The organism is Paenibacillus sp. LHD-117 (assembly GCF_030929555.1).
Taxonomy (GTDB): domain Bacteria; phylum Bacillota; class Bacilli; order Paenibacillales; family Paenibacillaceae; genus Pristimantibacillus.
Map to the genome: position 1 here is coordinate 67,010 of NZ_JAVFVT010000035.1, position 16,828 is coordinate 83,837.

10 protein-coding genes are annotated in these 16,828 nt (G+C 50.4%); all 10 read right to left on the reverse strand.

Translation table 11 applies throughout. The annotated features are described in order from the left end of the window. Positions 1–2: 2 nt before the first annotated feature. The gene (locus RB620_RS23415) at positions 3–869 is read right to left on the reverse strand and encodes an ATP-binding cassette domain-containing protein (RefSeq protein ID WP_308098609.1); all 867 of its coding nucleotides are present in this window, start codon (positions 867–869) and stop codon (positions 3–5) included. 2 nt (positions 870–871) lie between these two features. Continuing rightward, positions 872–3,673 (reverse strand): ABC transporter permease, encoded by a 2,802-nt coding sequence (locus RB620_RS23420; RefSeq protein WP_308098610.1) that lies wholly within the window; start codon positions 3,671–3,673, stop codon positions 872–874. Continuing rightward, a complete protein-coding gene (locus tag RB620_RS23425) occupies positions 3,670–4,722 on the reverse strand; it encodes an efflux RND transporter periplasmic adaptor subunit (protein ID WP_308098612.1) in 1,053 nt (350 codons plus the stop codon). Before RB620_RS23425 ends, RB620_RS23420 begins: the two co-directional genes overlap by 4 nt. Continuing rightward, on the reverse strand, positions 4,682–5,350 hold the full coding sequence (locus tag RB620_RS23430; RefSeq protein WP_308098614.1) for an ABC transporter ATP-binding protein: 669 nt from the start codon (positions 5,348–5,350) through the stop codon (positions 4,682–4,684). The genes RB620_RS23425 and RB620_RS23430 overlap by 41 nt, the downstream gene beginning before the upstream one ends. A 4-nt stretch (positions 5,351–5,354) precedes the next feature. Beyond that, complete coding sequence (locus tag RB620_RS23435; RefSeq protein ID WP_308098616.1) at positions 5,355–6,812, reverse strand: ABC transporter substrate-binding protein; 1,458 nt, start codon at positions 6,810–6,812, stop codon at positions 5,355–5,357. A 528-nt stretch (positions 6,813–7,340) separates the two neighbouring features. Further along, positions 7,341–8,642 carry a sensor histidine kinase gene (locus RB620_RS23440; RefSeq protein ID WP_308098618.1) on the reverse strand — a complete coding sequence of 434 codons (1,302 nt, stop codon included), beginning with the start codon at positions 8,640–8,642 and terminating at the stop codon, positions 7,341–7,343. Beyond that, positions 8,620–9,318 (reverse strand): response regulator transcription factor, encoded by a 699-nt coding sequence (locus RB620_RS23445; RefSeq protein ID WP_308098620.1) that lies wholly within the window; start codon positions 9,316–9,318, stop codon positions 8,620–8,622. The genes RB620_RS23440 and RB620_RS23445 overlap by 23 nt, the downstream gene beginning before the upstream one ends. A 268-nt stretch (positions 9,319–9,586) precedes the next feature. Then, on the reverse strand, positions 9,587–9,919 hold the full coding sequence (locus RB620_RS23450) for a hypothetical protein (RefSeq protein WP_308098622.1): 333 nt from the start codon (positions 9,917–9,919) through the stop codon (positions 9,587–9,589). A gap of 1,002 nt (positions 9,920–10,921) precedes the next feature. Continuing rightward, positions 10,922–11,464, reverse strand: coding sequence for a hypothetical protein (locus RB620_RS23455; protein WP_308098624.1), 543 nt, complete (start codon positions 11,462–11,464; stop codon positions 10,922–10,924). Between the two features lie 123 nt (positions 11,465–11,587). Then, positions 11,588–16,573: an RHS repeat domain-containing protein gene (locus RB620_RS23460; RefSeq protein ID WP_308098626.1), complete on the reverse strand. Its 4,986-nt coding sequence runs from the start codon at positions 16,571–16,573 to the stop codon at positions 11,588–11,590. Positions 16,574–16,828: the final 255 nt, after the last annotated feature.

Genomic DNA, 16,828 nt, shown 5'->3' on the forward strand with positions numbered 1-16,828 from the left:
GCTCACCGCTCCGAAGACGGAGGCTCCAGCCGGAGACCGGTCCCGTCGACGATCAGTTTGACTTTATCCGTAATGCCTAGCGACTCCCGATATTCCGCCGGAATTTGCAGCCTTCCGAATCGGTCGACGACCGCGTACTCCTCATGCTCGCCGAACGAATCCGTTCGAGTGTCCAGAGAATCATCCGAATCCGCGCGCTTCAGCAGCTCGGAGCTCGTCATCCCGTCCCGGATCGCGACGACGCGGTCGACTTTACCCGCCAGCTGCATATCGTGCGTGACGATGACGATCGTCACGCCGGTCTCCTGGTTCAGCTTGCGGAAGATACCCATGATGATATCCGCGGTCTGCGCGTCAACGGAACCCGTAGGCTCGTCCGCCAGCAGCAGCGATGGACGGTTCGCGAGCGAGATCGCGATGGCGGTTCGCTGCTGCTCGCCGCCCGACAGCTGTACCAATTTATTGCCGATGCGATGCGACAGCCCGACCCAATCGATCAGCTGCTTGGCATAGGCCGTATCGACTTTGCCCGCCACCATCATGGCCGTCTCAACGTTCTCGAGCACGGTCAAATACGGCAGCAGATTGCGCGAGTTGTTCTGCCAGATGAAGCCGACCGTATGCTGCTTATAGGCAACGCGCTCCTTCTCGTCCATCTGCAGCAAATCCCAGTCGCCGATCGTCGCCTTGCCTGCGGATGGACGGTCGAGGCCGCCAAGCACGTTCAAGAGCGTCGACTTCCCGCTGCCGCTGTTGCCGATGATCGCGATCATCTCGCCGGCCTCGACCTTGAGGTTCAGCCCCTGTAGAGCAACGACCTCTACATCGTCCGATTTGAATATTTTCACCAGTCCCTCGCATTCGATCACCGTTATCTCTCCTCTCCCAGCTTGACCGCTTGATGGACACGCATGCGCATGATCTGCGCGGTCAGCAGCGTTCCGCCGGCCGCGATCATCGCCAAGACGATGATCAATAGCTGTAAGGTATCCCTCATTTCGAATACGATCGCGAACGGCGGCACTTGGTTATTCGCTCCCGACTGAAGGAACGGTATGAACAGCCGGCCGGCAAGCCGGCCGATGGCGAGTCCCAGCGCGATGGCCAGCCCCGTCGTGAGCAGCTGTTCCAGCAGCAGCATAAACGTTAATTGGCCGCGCATGAGCCCCGTCGCCCTGAGGATGCCGAGCTGCACGGTTCGCCTGGCGAGGCTGAACACCCAGAAGAGCAGATAGCCGATAAAGGATACCGCTACCGAAACGATAAACCCAAGCGATAAGATGCCGTAGATCCCTTCTCTCTCGGGCTGAAGTTTTCGGAGAATCCATTCATTGCGCGCATCGCTCACCGCGGACGTCTCGATGCCTTGGCTTCGCAAATGTTCGACGATCGGCATCACCTTGGCATTGCCCTCCATATCCAGCCATAACGCGTAAGGCGTGAGCGGGATTTGTTCATAGACGTAATCCAAATTCGCGACGACGAATGCCGAATTCGGGTCGAGCGACGGCCAGTAGTCGGTTACGCCCACGACGACCAGCTCGATGGGAATGTCCTGCGCCGTCATTTGGATCAAATCGCCGGGCTTCAGGCCGTGCTGCTTCGCGAACGAACTTGAAATGATGGCGCCTTGCTCGTATTCGCCGAGAAACCGGAGCAGCGTGAACGGATGCGCGGTTTTGTACAAGTCGGTCCGCCACCAGGCGCTTTTGGCAAAATCGACGTTGTCGACGCCCATCAGCTTGCCTTTGCCAAGCCCTTTGCCTGCCAACGACAGCTCGCCGTCCAGCTGAAGCACCCGAACCGACGAAGCGACTCCCGGCATATGCTCGAACGGCGCTTGCGGCGGCTCCGTATAGATGGTGTTGCGCGGCTGATCCTCCGGAATGTAGTTGCCCTCCTCGTCAAACAGCTCGACCTCCCCTTCCCATACGGGCTGCAGCACGACGTCCGCGCCGTTGCCGTACATCAGCCGCTCGCTTTCGTTCCGGTCCATCGTTCTTGCGGCGGAGGCGTGAAACACGCCGAGTCCGAGCGTCATGATCAGGAGCAGCATGAGCGGGTAATACGAACGCTGCGACCGCGACAGCTGCACGAATACCAAATGCAGCGAGACGGGAATCCACCTGCGGAACAATCGATGGAGCAGCCGCAGCAGGATCGGGAATAGACGAAGGCAAACAAGACCCGAGGCGAACATAGCCAAGGCGGGAACTAAGAAAAAGAGGGGCTGCGCCTGAACGCCGCCGCCGTCGCCGGATCCGCCGGCCAGCAATTGTCCGCTGCTGAACCCGTACCAGCCGAGGCCGGATGCGAGCAGCAGAGCCGCGTCGAGATACCACCGCTGCCATAGCGGAGCCCGGTCGCTTCTCGCCAGCTGCTTCTTATAATCGACGATGGACTGTTTCCCGTACGCGCCTACGGGCAGCGTGCCCGCGAGAATGGCGACCGCTACGGCCGCGAGGCCATACCAGCCGGATAACGCGCTCCATCCAATCGAGGCTTCCTTGCCCGGATTAAATTGCATGAAACCGTCCGTCCATACCATAAGTCGCGCCATCCCGAGCGCCAGCAGCATCCCCGATAGCCATGCGGCGGCACCAAGAATTGCCCCTTCCATCAGAAACAGCCCATAAACAAGCCGCATCCGGGCTCCTCTGCTGCGTAGGACCGCGATATCGTTGCGCTGCCGCTCCAGCGCTTGCCTGGCGTTCATATTGATGAAATAAAAGCACATCGCAAGCATGGGTACGGCCAGCGTCACAAGCAGCGCCTGGAGCGAAGCGTCCTCTCTCTTGAACTTGGCGATCAAGTCAAGGAAGCTCAGATCGACGCGCGTGTCGCGCAGCATCCGGAATAAATTAGGCTCCAGCCTCTCCAGCTTGTTCTCCAGCCGGCTAAGGTCGCTTCGGTTCAGTGCCGACAGTTCGTACAGGCTGTACCAATTAGCCGAAGCCAGATTGCCGCCGAGCTTTCCCAGCACCGTTTCCTTCATCGTTTCCGGCGCGATCATAAGCATGCCGGAGTAGGAATCTACGCCCTGATACCAATAGGCCGAACGTTCATCCTTTGGACGGAACGCGCCGACGATTCGGATATCAACGGTTTTATTGCCTGACTGAGTCGTCACCGTATAGGTATACACGTCTCCGACCTTGAGAAAATTCCTTGCCATCGCCTCCTCCGATACGATCGCTTCAATCGTGCCGTCCGCGTTGCTTGCTCCGTACATGCGGCCATCCGTCAACTCAACCTGCTCTTTCATGCCGGTCTGCGACATGAGCGTCATCTGCCGCCGTCGGTTGTCCGTCGTCTGTCCCCCGCTTGGACGCAGCTGAGATTGGCCAAGCGCATAAGACGCGACAGAATGCTTGCGCGGATAGCCGATCTCCTGCGGCAGTTTATTTTCGATGTACGCATCGACTGCCTTAAGCTCGTCAAGCTCGGTTTTCGCGTTGCGCGCGGCTTGGTAGCGCAGCAGCAGCGAGCCCGGAGGCGGAGCCGCATCGCTATCGTTCAGCGACGTCGCGATCATTTTGGATAACGCGTGTTCCGTATAGACCGGTATGCTGGCCGTGAACGCGACGGCTAGCAGCAAGCCGATGAACGAGCTGGCCGTCAGCGTCCGGTTGTTCCACATTTTTCGCCGGATAAACCGGAGCATTTGCTTCATTTGCCGATCACCTTCTGCCCGGGCTCCAGCCCCTTCACGATTTCCACTTCGGTCGAGGTCGACAATCCCACTTCTACGTCGACTTCCCGCTTATTGCCTTCCGCATCCACCACCTGCACGTAATGGCGATTCGAGGCGGACCGCAGCGCGGCGGGTGGAATGAGCACGACATCCTTCTTCCGCTCCGTCACGACCGCCGCGCTAAGCGGCGTGCCCGATTTGACCTCCTTGGGAAATTCGTCCAGCTCGATGAGCACGTAGCCGTCAAGCGACTCGCCTTGATCGGAAGAGCCGGACGATAGGGGCATCCGAAGCACTTTTCCGTCGAAGCTGCCCGCCGTATTGATCTGAACCTTCGCTTCCATGCCGGGCGCGATCTTCTCCAGGTCGGACGCGGCGAAGTCGACGGCGACGACCAGCTTCGTCAAATCCGCGATTTGGCCGACGGACTCGTACGCGTTCACCATATCGCCTGCTTCCTTAGCGAGCGATACGATCGTTCCGTCGAACGGAGCCACTAGCTTGGACGCCTCGAGCTTTGCCGCAAGCTCATCCCTTTCGCTGACCAGCAGCTCGAAATTCAGCTCGTCCAGCTCCTTTTGAGTCGGGGTACGGCTATCGTCCCTTAGCTTCTCGATCATGGAGAGTTCCGCTTGCCGCACCTCGATGTTTTTGCGCTTCAATTGCGTCTCCAGCGTGCCGGTCGCGAGAATCGCGATCACTTGCCCTTTCTTGACCGTGTCGCCGGCTTCCACCTTCAGCTCGGCAATCTGCCCGCTTTCGCCGCCGAATCGGAGCTCCTCTTGCGCGCTGGACATCAGCTTCCCCGTCGCGCTCACTTTCGTCTCGATGTCCGCCTTCGCCACGGTAAATTCCGGCTTCTTGGACAGCTTCGGCGGTTCGATCAGCTCGATCAGCTCCGCGCCTTGCGACTCGGGAGCCAAGCTGCAGCCGGCCGCAACGAGCATAACCGTTAAACAGGCCAGCGCGATTGCCGGTCTCCCGCTTCTACGAACCCAATCGGCCGTCGGCCATTTCATAAACATCATCCGCTACCTCCAGCATCGTTTGGTCATGTGTCGTCATGCATATCGCCATCCCTTCCTCGCGCAGCTGCCGGAAGAGCATCAAAATCCGCTTCGACATCTTCGTGTCCAGCTCCGCGGTCGGCTCGTCCGCAAGCAGCAGCTTCGGAGAGGGAGCTATCGCCTTCGCGATAGCCACCCTCTGCTGCTCGCCGCCGGACAGCTCGAAGGGGCGATGCAGCGCTCGCTGCGCCATGCCGACTTGCTCCAGGCAATGGTCGATTCGCTCCGCCCACTTGGCGGACGGAACGCCTGCCATTCGGAGGCTAAGCTCCACGTTCTCCTTCGCCGACAAAAGCGGATGAAGCGCGTAGGATTGAAAAATAAATCCGATCTCCGTTTGGCGGAGCTTCGTGCGCGGCTTGTCGCCGAGCAGGTGAAGCCGATGCCCCGCTACGTTCACTTCGCCTTCGCTCGGCGTGTCGAGCCCCCCGATGATATTCATCAGCGTCGTCTTGCCCGAGCCGGAACGTCCCTTCAGCATGACCAGGCTTCCGACTGGCAGCTCAAGATCGACGCCCTTAAGGACATGGGTGCGGACGGAGCCGCCGCCGAAGCTTTTGTGCACGCCTCTCAGCGTGACGATCCCCATCCGCCTAACCTCCGATGAAGATGGAATTGACCATGCCGCCGAAGCCTTCGCCATCCCGTTCCTTCTCCCCGCTGAGATTCGCTTCGGCCAACGCATCCTTGCCTCTACTCACCAAAGCGTCGAACGCTTCGTCGAACGTTTTGCTGCCGCTTGCCGCTGCACCGATCTCCTCGCCCGCAATAGTCGTGAAGCTTGCGCGGAATCCTTTCGGATACCACTCCGTCGACTCCTTCGGCATCGGCTTCAGCTTATAGAAAGGAGATAAGTCGTCTCCGTTTGCGCTCGTCTCGTAGCCGACCCTGGATTCGAGGCCGACCGAAGTCTTCGCGCGGATCTTCGCCGCCTCGTCGCTGTGCACGTATTGAATGAACGCCCACGCCTGATCCGCTTGCGAGGAAGCGGCATTCACCGCAAAAATTTGCGAAAGCTCATATTCGCTCGTCTGATCAGGAGCGCTTGCATCGACCGGTGCCGTGACAACGCCCATATTGATCGGCTCCGGCTGCTCGAACTCCTTCACCTCGCCGTCGCTCGACTTCGCCGCTCTCATCGTCACGGCCCCTGCCGCCATTCCTTTTCCGCTCATCACCATCATCATGGAGTTATCGACCACCATCGCAGCGCGCCCTTCCTGGAAGAGCATGCCGTCCATCGAGAAACCTTGCGGCGACGACTCCGGCATAAATACCGATTTTTGCTCGTAACCGCCGACGACGGCTTCGAAAATTTCCTTCCATTCCGGCTCCGACATCGTCAGTTCCGTCGCGTCCGCATTCAGGTATTTCAAGCCTTTGGCCGCCGCTATGTTTTGGATCAGCTTGAACGGGTTCTGGTCGAACATCGAAGGCGCGAAGCCGTAAATTCGGCTTTCGTCGTCTCCATCGGTCGGGAACCGCGCGGCGAGCTGGAGCACCTCTTCCCAAGTCATGTTGTCCGTCGGCTCCGGCACGCCGTATTTGGTGAATAGATCCTTGTTGTAATACAGCGCCTTCGTGTTAAAAGACGGGGACAAACCGTACAGCTTGCCGCCGCCCGCGTCCCTCAGCGACTGCACGACGCCTTCGACGATATTCTCGATGTCGAAGCCCGTCTGCTGCACCATCGCGTCCAGATCGTAAAGCTTCCCGTTCGCGGCGAGCGTCTCGTATTGCTCCGTCGTGAGCAGTACGACATCCGGCTGTTCGGCGTCGATGAGATCGGACATCGCCTGCGAAGGATCTTCGGCCTGCGAAACCTCCATTGTCGGAATAATCTCGAACGTCACGTTCGGGTATTTGGCGGAGAACACGTTGCCATAGCTTTGGTAGAAAGCTTGTTCGTTAAAATAAGCGACCTTCAGCGTCACCGGCGTGTCCGGATCTAGCGCCTCCTTCTTGCCTCCCCCGTTCCCGGACGCACATCCTGCGAGCATCGCGATCAACAGCAGCAGCATGATCGAATGCGTAAACTTCCTTTTGTTCATTTGAACCTTCCCCTTTCTTTGCTTTACGCGAATAGTAGTATACTCAAGGCGATTATGCGGCCTGTCTCTTAGAAATGGATTAGCGATGCTTAAAGGAAGCTTAAATGGGGGGGGGGGTGGGAGGGGGCGTTGGGGGGTATTCCTGCACTGCATACAGCAATTTACGCCGGATCGGATAGGTTTCGAGTCATTCCTGTACTCCATACAGGAATTTCAAACGTTTGCGGGAACAGTGGAGAAAAAGAACAGTAAAATGCTGTATCGAATACAGGATTTGTTCGGTATAAGGCAAATTGGCTCGAGAAATTCTGCACGAACTGCAGGAATGCGTGGTTTGATTACCTGTGGCTGTGCCTCGAGATTTGTTCTGCCTGCGTGCTAGACCATGAATTGCTAGTCGATTTAAGATCCCAACAAAAAAACACCCATTACCGGGTGTTTTTTACGTTTCGCGAGCAGTTCTGCGAGCGACTGACTGCATTCAAGTTTTGAATTATGGCCTGGGGCGAATCGGATTCTTATGGGTCTTCAAGCGGCCGGAAACGTCATCTTGATTGTCGTTCCCTGATGGAGCGCGCTATCCGCCTCGATCTTGCCGCCATGGCGCGATACGATCCACTTCGCGATCGACAGTCCGAGGCCGGTTCCTCCGGCCGTCCGGCCGCGCGTCTTGTCGCCGCGGTAGAACCGTTCGAAAATAAACGGCAGCTCCTCCTTAGACAGGCCCGGTCCCGTATCCTGGATCTGGACGACGATTCCGGCCGCGGTACCCAAGCACGAGACCCGAACCCGTCCGTTCGGCTGCGTATATTTCACCGCGTTATCGAGCACGATCATCAGCAGCTGTTGCAGCCGCTCCTCATCTCCGTTCACTGTTGTTTCCTGGCGGATATCCGTCGAGATCGCGATGTCCTTCATCGCGGCGAGCGGCGCGAATTGTTTCGCTGCCCCCTTCACAAGCAAGTCGATTCGGACCGGCTTCATCTGCAGCTCGAGATGGTCCGCGTCCGTCTGCGACAACGTGAGCAGCCCGTTCACGAGTTTGTTCATTCGTTTGATTTCTTTGAGCATGGTCGAGATTTCTCGGCTGTCATCCTCAATCGTATGCTCCGGATGGCGAAGCAGCAGCTCCGTATGCGTCTGAAGCACAGCCAGCGGGGTACGAAGTTCATGCGATGCGTCTGCCATGAATTGCTGCTGCTTCTCCCAAGACGAGCGGATCGGTACCAAGGCGCGTTTCGCCAAATACAAGCCGGCCAATATCGAAATGCCCGCTCCGAAAATGATTCCTACGATAATAAGGGTCAAAATCGTGTTCAGCATGCTTATTTCCGAGCTAATGTCGCTGACGTACTGATAATAGCCCGCTTCAGGATCATTGTCGTCGGCTGGTACGTTGAGCAGCCGGAATACGGCTCCTTTATGACTAATGGAATATAGCCCTTCCTTTTGAACCGAGCGCCCGAAAATTTGGAGCAGCTTCTTCGGATAGGAGTACGTAATGCCCGGATTGAGCAGCTTTCCGTCGTCGCTCCAAACAATAACGTCCACATTCCGGACAAAAACGCTACTGGCGGAGCTGATCGTCGCGACGGAGAGTCTGGCATCGCTTATGGCCAATCCCGCTGCGCCCGAATAGACCATAAACGGTTTCGCGACCATGGTCGTAGCGGGCCTCATCATGGCGGAACGTTCCTGCATCGCTTTGTCGATGCCGCCGATGATCGTCGTCCGCAAGTAAAGATTTAAGCTTGCCCCGAGTACGGTAAGAATAAGGAACAGGACGGTGGCGTTCAGCAGCGTCAGTTTAATTTTCGTTTTTTGGAACATGCGGCTTCTCCTTCAGCATATAACCGATTCCGCGCACCGTATGGATCATCTCCGGACAGCCCAGCCCTGCAAGCTTTTTGCGCAAATAATGGATATACAGATCGACAATGCCGATGCCCGTATCCGATTCGAAACCCCAGACGCGATCGAGGATCTGTTCTCTCGTCAGAATCTGATTTCGGTTAATGACAAGAAACTCCAGCAACTCGAACTCCTTGGCCGACAGCTTCAGCGCCGTATCGTGGACGAAACCTTCCTGAAGCCTCGGCCGGACAGAGATTGGCCCCACGCTAATATCGCCCGACTCCGACAGCGTGCCGTGCCGTCGCAGAATCGCCCGAGCCCGCGCCAGCAGCTCCTGGAAAGCAACCGGCTTAACCACGTAGTCATCCGCTCCCGCGTCCAGCCCCTCCACCCTTCGCTCGACTGCATCCAGCGCCGTGAGCAGCAGAATCGGCGTATCGATCTTGCGCGAGCGCAAATAATGGATAATCGAGATGCCGCTCATTCCGGGCAGCATCATATCCAGGATGATGAGATCGTAAATATTTTGCTCCGCCATAAACAATCCGTCATCCCCGCGCAGCGAGGCGTGCACCTGAAAGCCCTCCTCCCTCAGTACGCTGGACATTGCGTGACTCAGCGAAACGTCGTCCTCCACCACCAACACCTGCATCCCGATCCTACCTTCCCGACACCTTGATGAGACAAGTATAAGGGATGAAGCTTAAAAGAAAATTAGACGTTCGGGCAAGTACTTATTTTTAAAATTGTAATGATCAATTTGAATTTTATTGAATAATAAGAAACCACACGGAGTTGTTATACTCGCATGTGGCCATAAAGTTGTATATATAATAATAAATTCTAAGATATATTAGTTTAATTCAGTATGTCACAGTTAGTATTTTTTTAAAGGTACTACATATTCAAATTTTATTATATCAATATTGTATTTTGGCGAACTCTATTGAATCCTTCATATCCGTGGAAAACCCTACCGGTTGTTGTAAATTATTTACCGAATCACCATTAGTAGAAGTACCCTTATTTACAAGTGTATATTCAATTACTCCATACTGGAATCTTGAATACACACCTATTTTCAGACCTTCATCATTTGTATGAATATCAATAAGTATCCAGCCCCCTTCCACAGTTTGGTTTCCAAGGTCGTCTCCTGTAACAGAGTATATTGCCTGTGCCAAATATGCAGCTTCAAGTGGAGATGGAATATTTCCACTTGGATCGACAAACAATAAAGGATTGTTTTGCACATAAGTATAAAGGTTCTGACTTAATGGATTTTTAATATCCCCCTCATACGTATCTTGGGTGATAAACCGCTATATCCTACGAAATAAGCGGCGAAATCACTAGATTCACACCGCTGTTCCACCCATTATCATACAACATTTTCCTTCGGCATAGCAGGCATAACATACTCCGTCTTGTTCTTCATCATCTTATAGACGATGTTGACCATCTTTCTCATGATGCACACAATCGCCTGCCCCTTTGTCTTGCCCTCCGTTTGCTTCTTCTCGTAGTATGCCAAAAAATAGGATTGCGTGGTTCTTTATGGCGGCGGGATAGGTCCAATTGGCGACATGCTAATTGAAAGAAAAGTTCATGCAGTTCCCTATTCCCTTGTGAAGTCTTCACATACTTCACATCACCACCCTAGCCAAACCAATAACGGTAAAGCCTGAATGATTTTATAGTACGATGCCGCATCTTATCACACTTTTGCAATGCTTCCCCGATTAAAATCATTTTTTCATTGGCGTAAATAGCCAAATTTGCTTGGTCTCGTTTTCTCCACTAAATGTGCGGTGCATGATGCACGGCGGTGGCAGAACTCTTAAAAAGAAAACCACATAGAGTCGTTAAACTCGCATGTAGTAATATCTCGTTTCACTTTTTAGTGAATTTATTCCAGACCGTTGAATGATTTTATCCGCTGTGGGTTCAGTGATTTCTCCATAGGTTGGAGACAGTTTCACCTCACAGAGTTCTCTCCATTCTGACTCACACTCATTGCAATAACAAAATAATTGGTTTGTCTCCTTTTCTTTTACTATTTCTACCTAACCTTGTGAACACACAGGACACCAATCAACTACTAAATCAGGATTAAATACCAAGTCAATAAATGATAATTAATGCACTAAAAAAAGCACAAAAGGTAAACCCATTCGAAAAAAAATTCGCCAATTCCAATGATAAACAATGACGCAGAAATAATTAATGTATTTTTTGTTGCTTTGGTCTACCTTCTATTCCTGCTTCTCCCTGTTTAAATACGTTTCCAATGCTTTGACTCCATCTTCAGATAGAAGTGGCATTACGACATCGTAAAAAATATCATCCTCTTGAACTTCAAGCCCATTAACAAAAATGCTGTTATCATTGCCCCACATAGAAACATCAAATATCTTACGATTCTTCTTAGTTTCGAACACGTAATAAAATCGAGCATCTATACGAGATTTATTTTCAACAGGTATTAAAACATCATTACTTAACTGATTGAGAAGATCAATATGTTCTTCCAAACTGCTACCGTTAGCGACCTCTTTATGCACGTGACTACTGTTAATTAAACCATCAACACTTAAAGGAGCACGAGTAAGAATTGATGGAGATATATAGTATATTGTTAAACTAAGATCATCAAGATTCTTATTTTCAATTAATTTTGAAAAGCTATTTAATGCTTTTTCTGGACGCATATTGTTCCCTCCACAACTGGCTAAAATAGTGACTGCAAGTAACATCAATATAGGAAATCTAATAATGATACGTTTTTGTAGGTTCACAACCACTCTACCCCTTCATAAGTTTTTTAATTACAGTTTTTTTAATTACGCCCCTGAATCTGTGACGCTTTCCCCGTCAGAGGGCGGGGAAAGCCCACCCTCTCAATGTAATGCTGAACTACATCACGGTGTCCATGGATTCTGGTTCTCGAAAGCTTTACCGGGTTTCCCCCAATTCCAAGGCGCTATATAATGCCACTTTGGACGAGTAGGAACTAAAGCACCCCAGTCAGTAGAGTTACTCATTCTATATGTCCCAGATGCATCAGCATAATTCTTGCGCGTATATTCACCAAGTTCTTTTGCAATGGGAGTTTCAAATCTCGATAAATTGTCCGCTTCTATTTTATTACGCAATTCTGTAGTCATACGTGTTTTCTCATCTAATAATCCTTCCAAATGTTGCGATGCATGCCCCATCTCATGGGCCAAGCCAAGTGCCGCACTCTGAATGGATTTTTTATCACCTAAAACTAGCCCGCTTGTAGGATCCCATGATATTGTTTTTGTGCTGGGTACGTATTTCATATCATGGTTGTCAATAAATTCGATGGTAAATACTTCAGGTGAGTCCTCCAATAGTTTAATAAGGTCTGCTGCTGTTGAGGAGGTTTCTAAGTATGCTATTGCTCTTTCATATGCTTCCTTTTCAGCTTCTGTCGCCTTGTTCGATAATACAATTTTGTTTCCACTCGGATCAATATAAATCAACGGATTATTATGAACATACGTATACAAATTCAAACTAAGCGGATTACTCAGTTCCCCCTCATACGTATCCTCATTAATAAACCGTCCAATACTTGGATCATACCAGCGCGCGCGAAGGTATTGCAACTCGGTCGTGTTATCCCAATATTCGCCTGAATACCGGAATGAATTGGACAGCGTCTCTGTTGCTGCTATCGGATTTCCCCATACATCATAATCATAGCTGTTCAATATCTCGCCGTCTTCACCTAGAATGCTGACCACATCGCCATGACCATTTTGCACATAGTAACCCTTAGTATCGTCGGCCTCCTCCAACATGGATAATCCATGGCCACGCAAGTAGCTTACCTTCTCAACAACGATACCATCTGCTTGTACGATCCCTTCCGCAATGATCTGTTGTCCATCGTAGTAGAATCGTGTCGTCTCGCCATTCTCACTACGTTCTACCATTAAATTATCACCGTTGTAGCGATACATCACAATCGTTCCGTCAAGTCTTGTAACCTGCTTTAATCTGTCCCACTCATCGTATTGATAGCCACCATTCTCCGGTGGCAATGCCCCGCCTTCTGTTTGTAACGTCTGGCGATTTCCTCGATTATCGTAGGTGTATGATTCATTAAACTGTGTCGAAGTTTCAATTCGGTTGAGATCATCATAGGAAAAATCTAAATCCTTCGTAACGACTGATTGATTCATTTCTGTCAGTACATCTATATTCTTGTTCTCATCATGGTCGTATGAATACACACGATCCAAATCGCCGCCTAGGCCAACTTGCGTCAATTCAGTTAATAAAAAGTTTGTATATGTCCTTTCAGACGACATCACATCTCCGAGATTTTCTGTCCATAGCTGTCCGTTGTCCTTGTAAGTATAGCTGGACTCGACTTCACCATTCCATTCCAATGTTTCGAGTTGATTCATGCTATTGTAGTTGTACTCAATAACATCACCGAACGGTGTTGTCATCGTATCCTTTATACCCTGACTATTATACGTATACGAAATTGTCTCTTCGTCAGGATAGGTCACGGTGTCCAGTTCACCTGTATAAGGATGATAACTGTAAGTCGTAGTTCCAGTTCCATCCGTCATGCTTTCCCTGCTTCCATCATCATTATAGATGAAAGCAATTGTTTCTGTTGGTCCTACTTTGTTTTCGAGCAAGTTCCGATTCGTATAATTGTAGGTAAACTCCTGCCCCAATTTATCGATTAACTTGCTCCGATTTCCATTTGCATCGTAAAAGTACGTATCCTTATTGTTTAATGGATCAATATTCTCAATTAATCGACCCAATTCATCGTAAATCTTCTCCGTCTCGATACCATCAGGGAAGATTGTTTTCGTATGATTGCCAAGATTGTCATAGTGATAGGTGGTTGTTTCATTCTTGGCGTTAGTCAACGTCCTTAATTGACCGAAGGAATCATAGGAATAGGTCGTTGTATTCTGCTTCGCATCTGTTTGCTGATGAAGAAGACCATTAACCGGGAAATATGACTGCTGAGACACCAGATTACGGGTACCGGAAAGCGCTAATTCTTCGGTACGCATGGAGCGACCAAATGCATCAAAGCTTTCTACTATGGTGTTACCCGATGCGTCAGTTGTCACGACTTCACGCAGGTTATCATGATATGTGATCGTAGATTTCTTCAGGTTTGGATAGATGATACTTGTCGGGCGACGCCAAACATCCTGATTGTATTCCGTACGATTGCCATCCGCATCAAACGTGGCCGTTACACGTCCATGTTGATCATATTGAGAACGCGATCTCATCGCGTAGCCCGTGGCTAAGATTACACCTGACTCTTGTTGCCAACCAAGACCATTCCATGCTACCTTACTCTGACGGCCTTCCTCATCCGTTATCAAGACGGTATTCAGCACATCATCATATTCCGCCATGAGCGTGACATTTCCTGGATACGTAACAAGCTCAATACGTCCCAACTTATCATAGGCATATTCGGTCCTATTACCTCGTCCATCAATTGATCCTACCACCCGACCTGTTATGGAATCATACTCCAATTCCGTTTTAATTGTACTAAGTTGTCCATCTGCATTAGTTACATTTACAAACTGCTTTACCGGGAACGCCTGATATGTCGTATCATATTCATATGTTACGACTTGAGACTTCGCGCCATTGGCTGTTGTCGATGTTGTCACATTGCCATGCGACCCGGACCTGCCAAATGTCTCTTGACGTAGGATCGCACCGCTTTCATTGTTCTCCCTAACGATGATTTCGGTTATATCTCCCTGTTCATTCCGAGAATAGGAGGTAAACTGGTACTGTCCCGCGCCTACTTGCTGCAGCGTGCTCGTCAACCATTTCTTCACAGGATGATAGGTGTTTACTGTCGTGGCGCCGAGAACATCTACAGATTGGGTCACGTTGCCGTAATCATCGTATTGTGAAGTTGTGGTCAACGTATCCGGCGTCTGGTTATTACTTGACACAATCGTAGTCGGATAAGGCACTGCGTAAGTTCGTGTACCGACTTGCTTGGCATAGGTATTCGTGGTCATTTTTTCAATACCGCCACCGCTCTCGACTTGCGTGTCAAGATAAAAGTTCGCTTGTTGCGAGCTGCTGTCGAATACTTTCCGGTAGTTAAACGTCGTGCTAGTTAACCCATTATGCAATGTCGTATTAAATGTCATATTCTGTCCATACGATTGTGCATAATCACCCGGGTAAGTCATGGCGTGATGGTTAAATGTTTCCTTAGTATCATTCTCGAAAATAAGCACATCCGAACGAGATAACATTCGATACGCTTCGACAAACGAGGTAGAGCCGATATAGCGCTTGACAGGAGCAGCCTCGTAATCATACTTTGTATTCGCACCTGTAGGATGCTGTACATTGGTTAATAGAATATACGGATTCGATTTCGCCCTACTCTCATCATAGCCGAGCAAGTTGAATTTGGCAGGCATATTTTCATACGAATAGGTCGTCTGGCGATCTTCCGCATCAACAACGGACTCCAAAACTTCCGTACTGCCATCCAACCCTTTATGGTAAACAACAGTTTCTGAGCCTTTCGTAATCGTAACTTCTGTCGTTGTATACGAAATCTGAATACGATTGCCGATAGAATCGATAATTTGACTCAAGAGCTTCCTCCCATATATCGCATTCTGAATATATATGAAGGAGATCGTATTGTCATAGGCATCGGCGATTTGCAGCAAGTGACCTTCTTGTGAGAAATACTGCTTCATCGTCCCGTCAACAGACGTTAAACGATATTTAGAGACTGTGCCACTAACTGTCAGCGATGTATCTTCTGTAAAACTCAATCCCAGCCATGTAGTCCCTTTCAAGGAACCGTTATCTACCTCATAACGCCCTCCATCAGCAAGATGGACATATTGCTTATTAGCTTCCGTTTCGACATAAGGCAACTTCCATGACCAACCCTTGCCGATCGGATACAACATGTCCTTAATCGATTGTTTCGTTGTATTGATATATCTGTATCCTGTCGTCGTACCGACAGATTGGTACATAATAGTCGCACCAGGAGAGTTGCTAATGTAATAATTATAGCCCCCCTCAGAGCCAATACGAGCTCCTGCCGAGCTTTGAATCGCGCTCTGATCTGCTACTGCCTGAGAATAGTAATCTCTAAGTACAGTGGCACGAGTAGTCGGCGTTGGCGTACCTTCCCTTGATTCGACACGAGTATTGGAGATTCCATATACGTATCTCCACTTGTAGGTGCTACTCACACTAACCCATTCGCCATATTTTTCAGAACTAAGTACCGTAGGCTTAAAAACCGTACCACTATAATTTTGTCGATACATTCGTGTGTCTGAGGCTGGTTTATTAACCGTGCCTGAATAATTCGCACGCCAGTGGCCGGTACAGTAAGAATTTGGAGTACCGCCCGACGCCGCGCAGGTGTTAAGCGTGTCTGTGGTTGTTCGATTCAGCGTACCGGTATATCCCCCGCTACTATATGGCATGGAAGAAGGACAGGCTGGGTCCTCACTTGATTTGACCCAAACACCTTGTGCATTGTACCTTCCGTATTTGCGCACTTCACAAGTTGAAGTCGCCGTTTTGGAGTCTGCAGGTGTTAAAGACCCCGAAGACACAAAAGATGAACCTTGTTTGTATAAACTTCCACTAAATCCGCCTTGGCTATAAGAGATGGACGATTGAAATGAATTCGTGCTGCTTGTTATGGAGGAAGTTTCTGTTCTAGACTCAGAGGGCGAAATAATATAATATATACCCTGATTCGCCCTATTCTGCGCGATACTATAGTCCGAATAGGAGCTATGCGTTACATCATACCAATTCAGGGCTAATGTCTCTTCATCGCCGATCCCATCTCCGTCAGTATCTTCTTCCACCCATTTCGTCTCCGTATATTTCACGTCATAAAATAGTTGTTTCTTTATGGCACTGAATTGCACATAATAACGGTAAACATCTACTGGATAAGGTTCCGTACTTAGTTCAATATCATATAACGCCGAATCGGCCGAACGGTTCAACCCCTGAATTCTTGAGTCTAGGACACTTAACGCACGTGCTCCTCAGTATTGCTTAAAATTGCTCAGACTTTCACGATTAAAGGCTCCACTTCACCAGTCGTCGCGGCAACA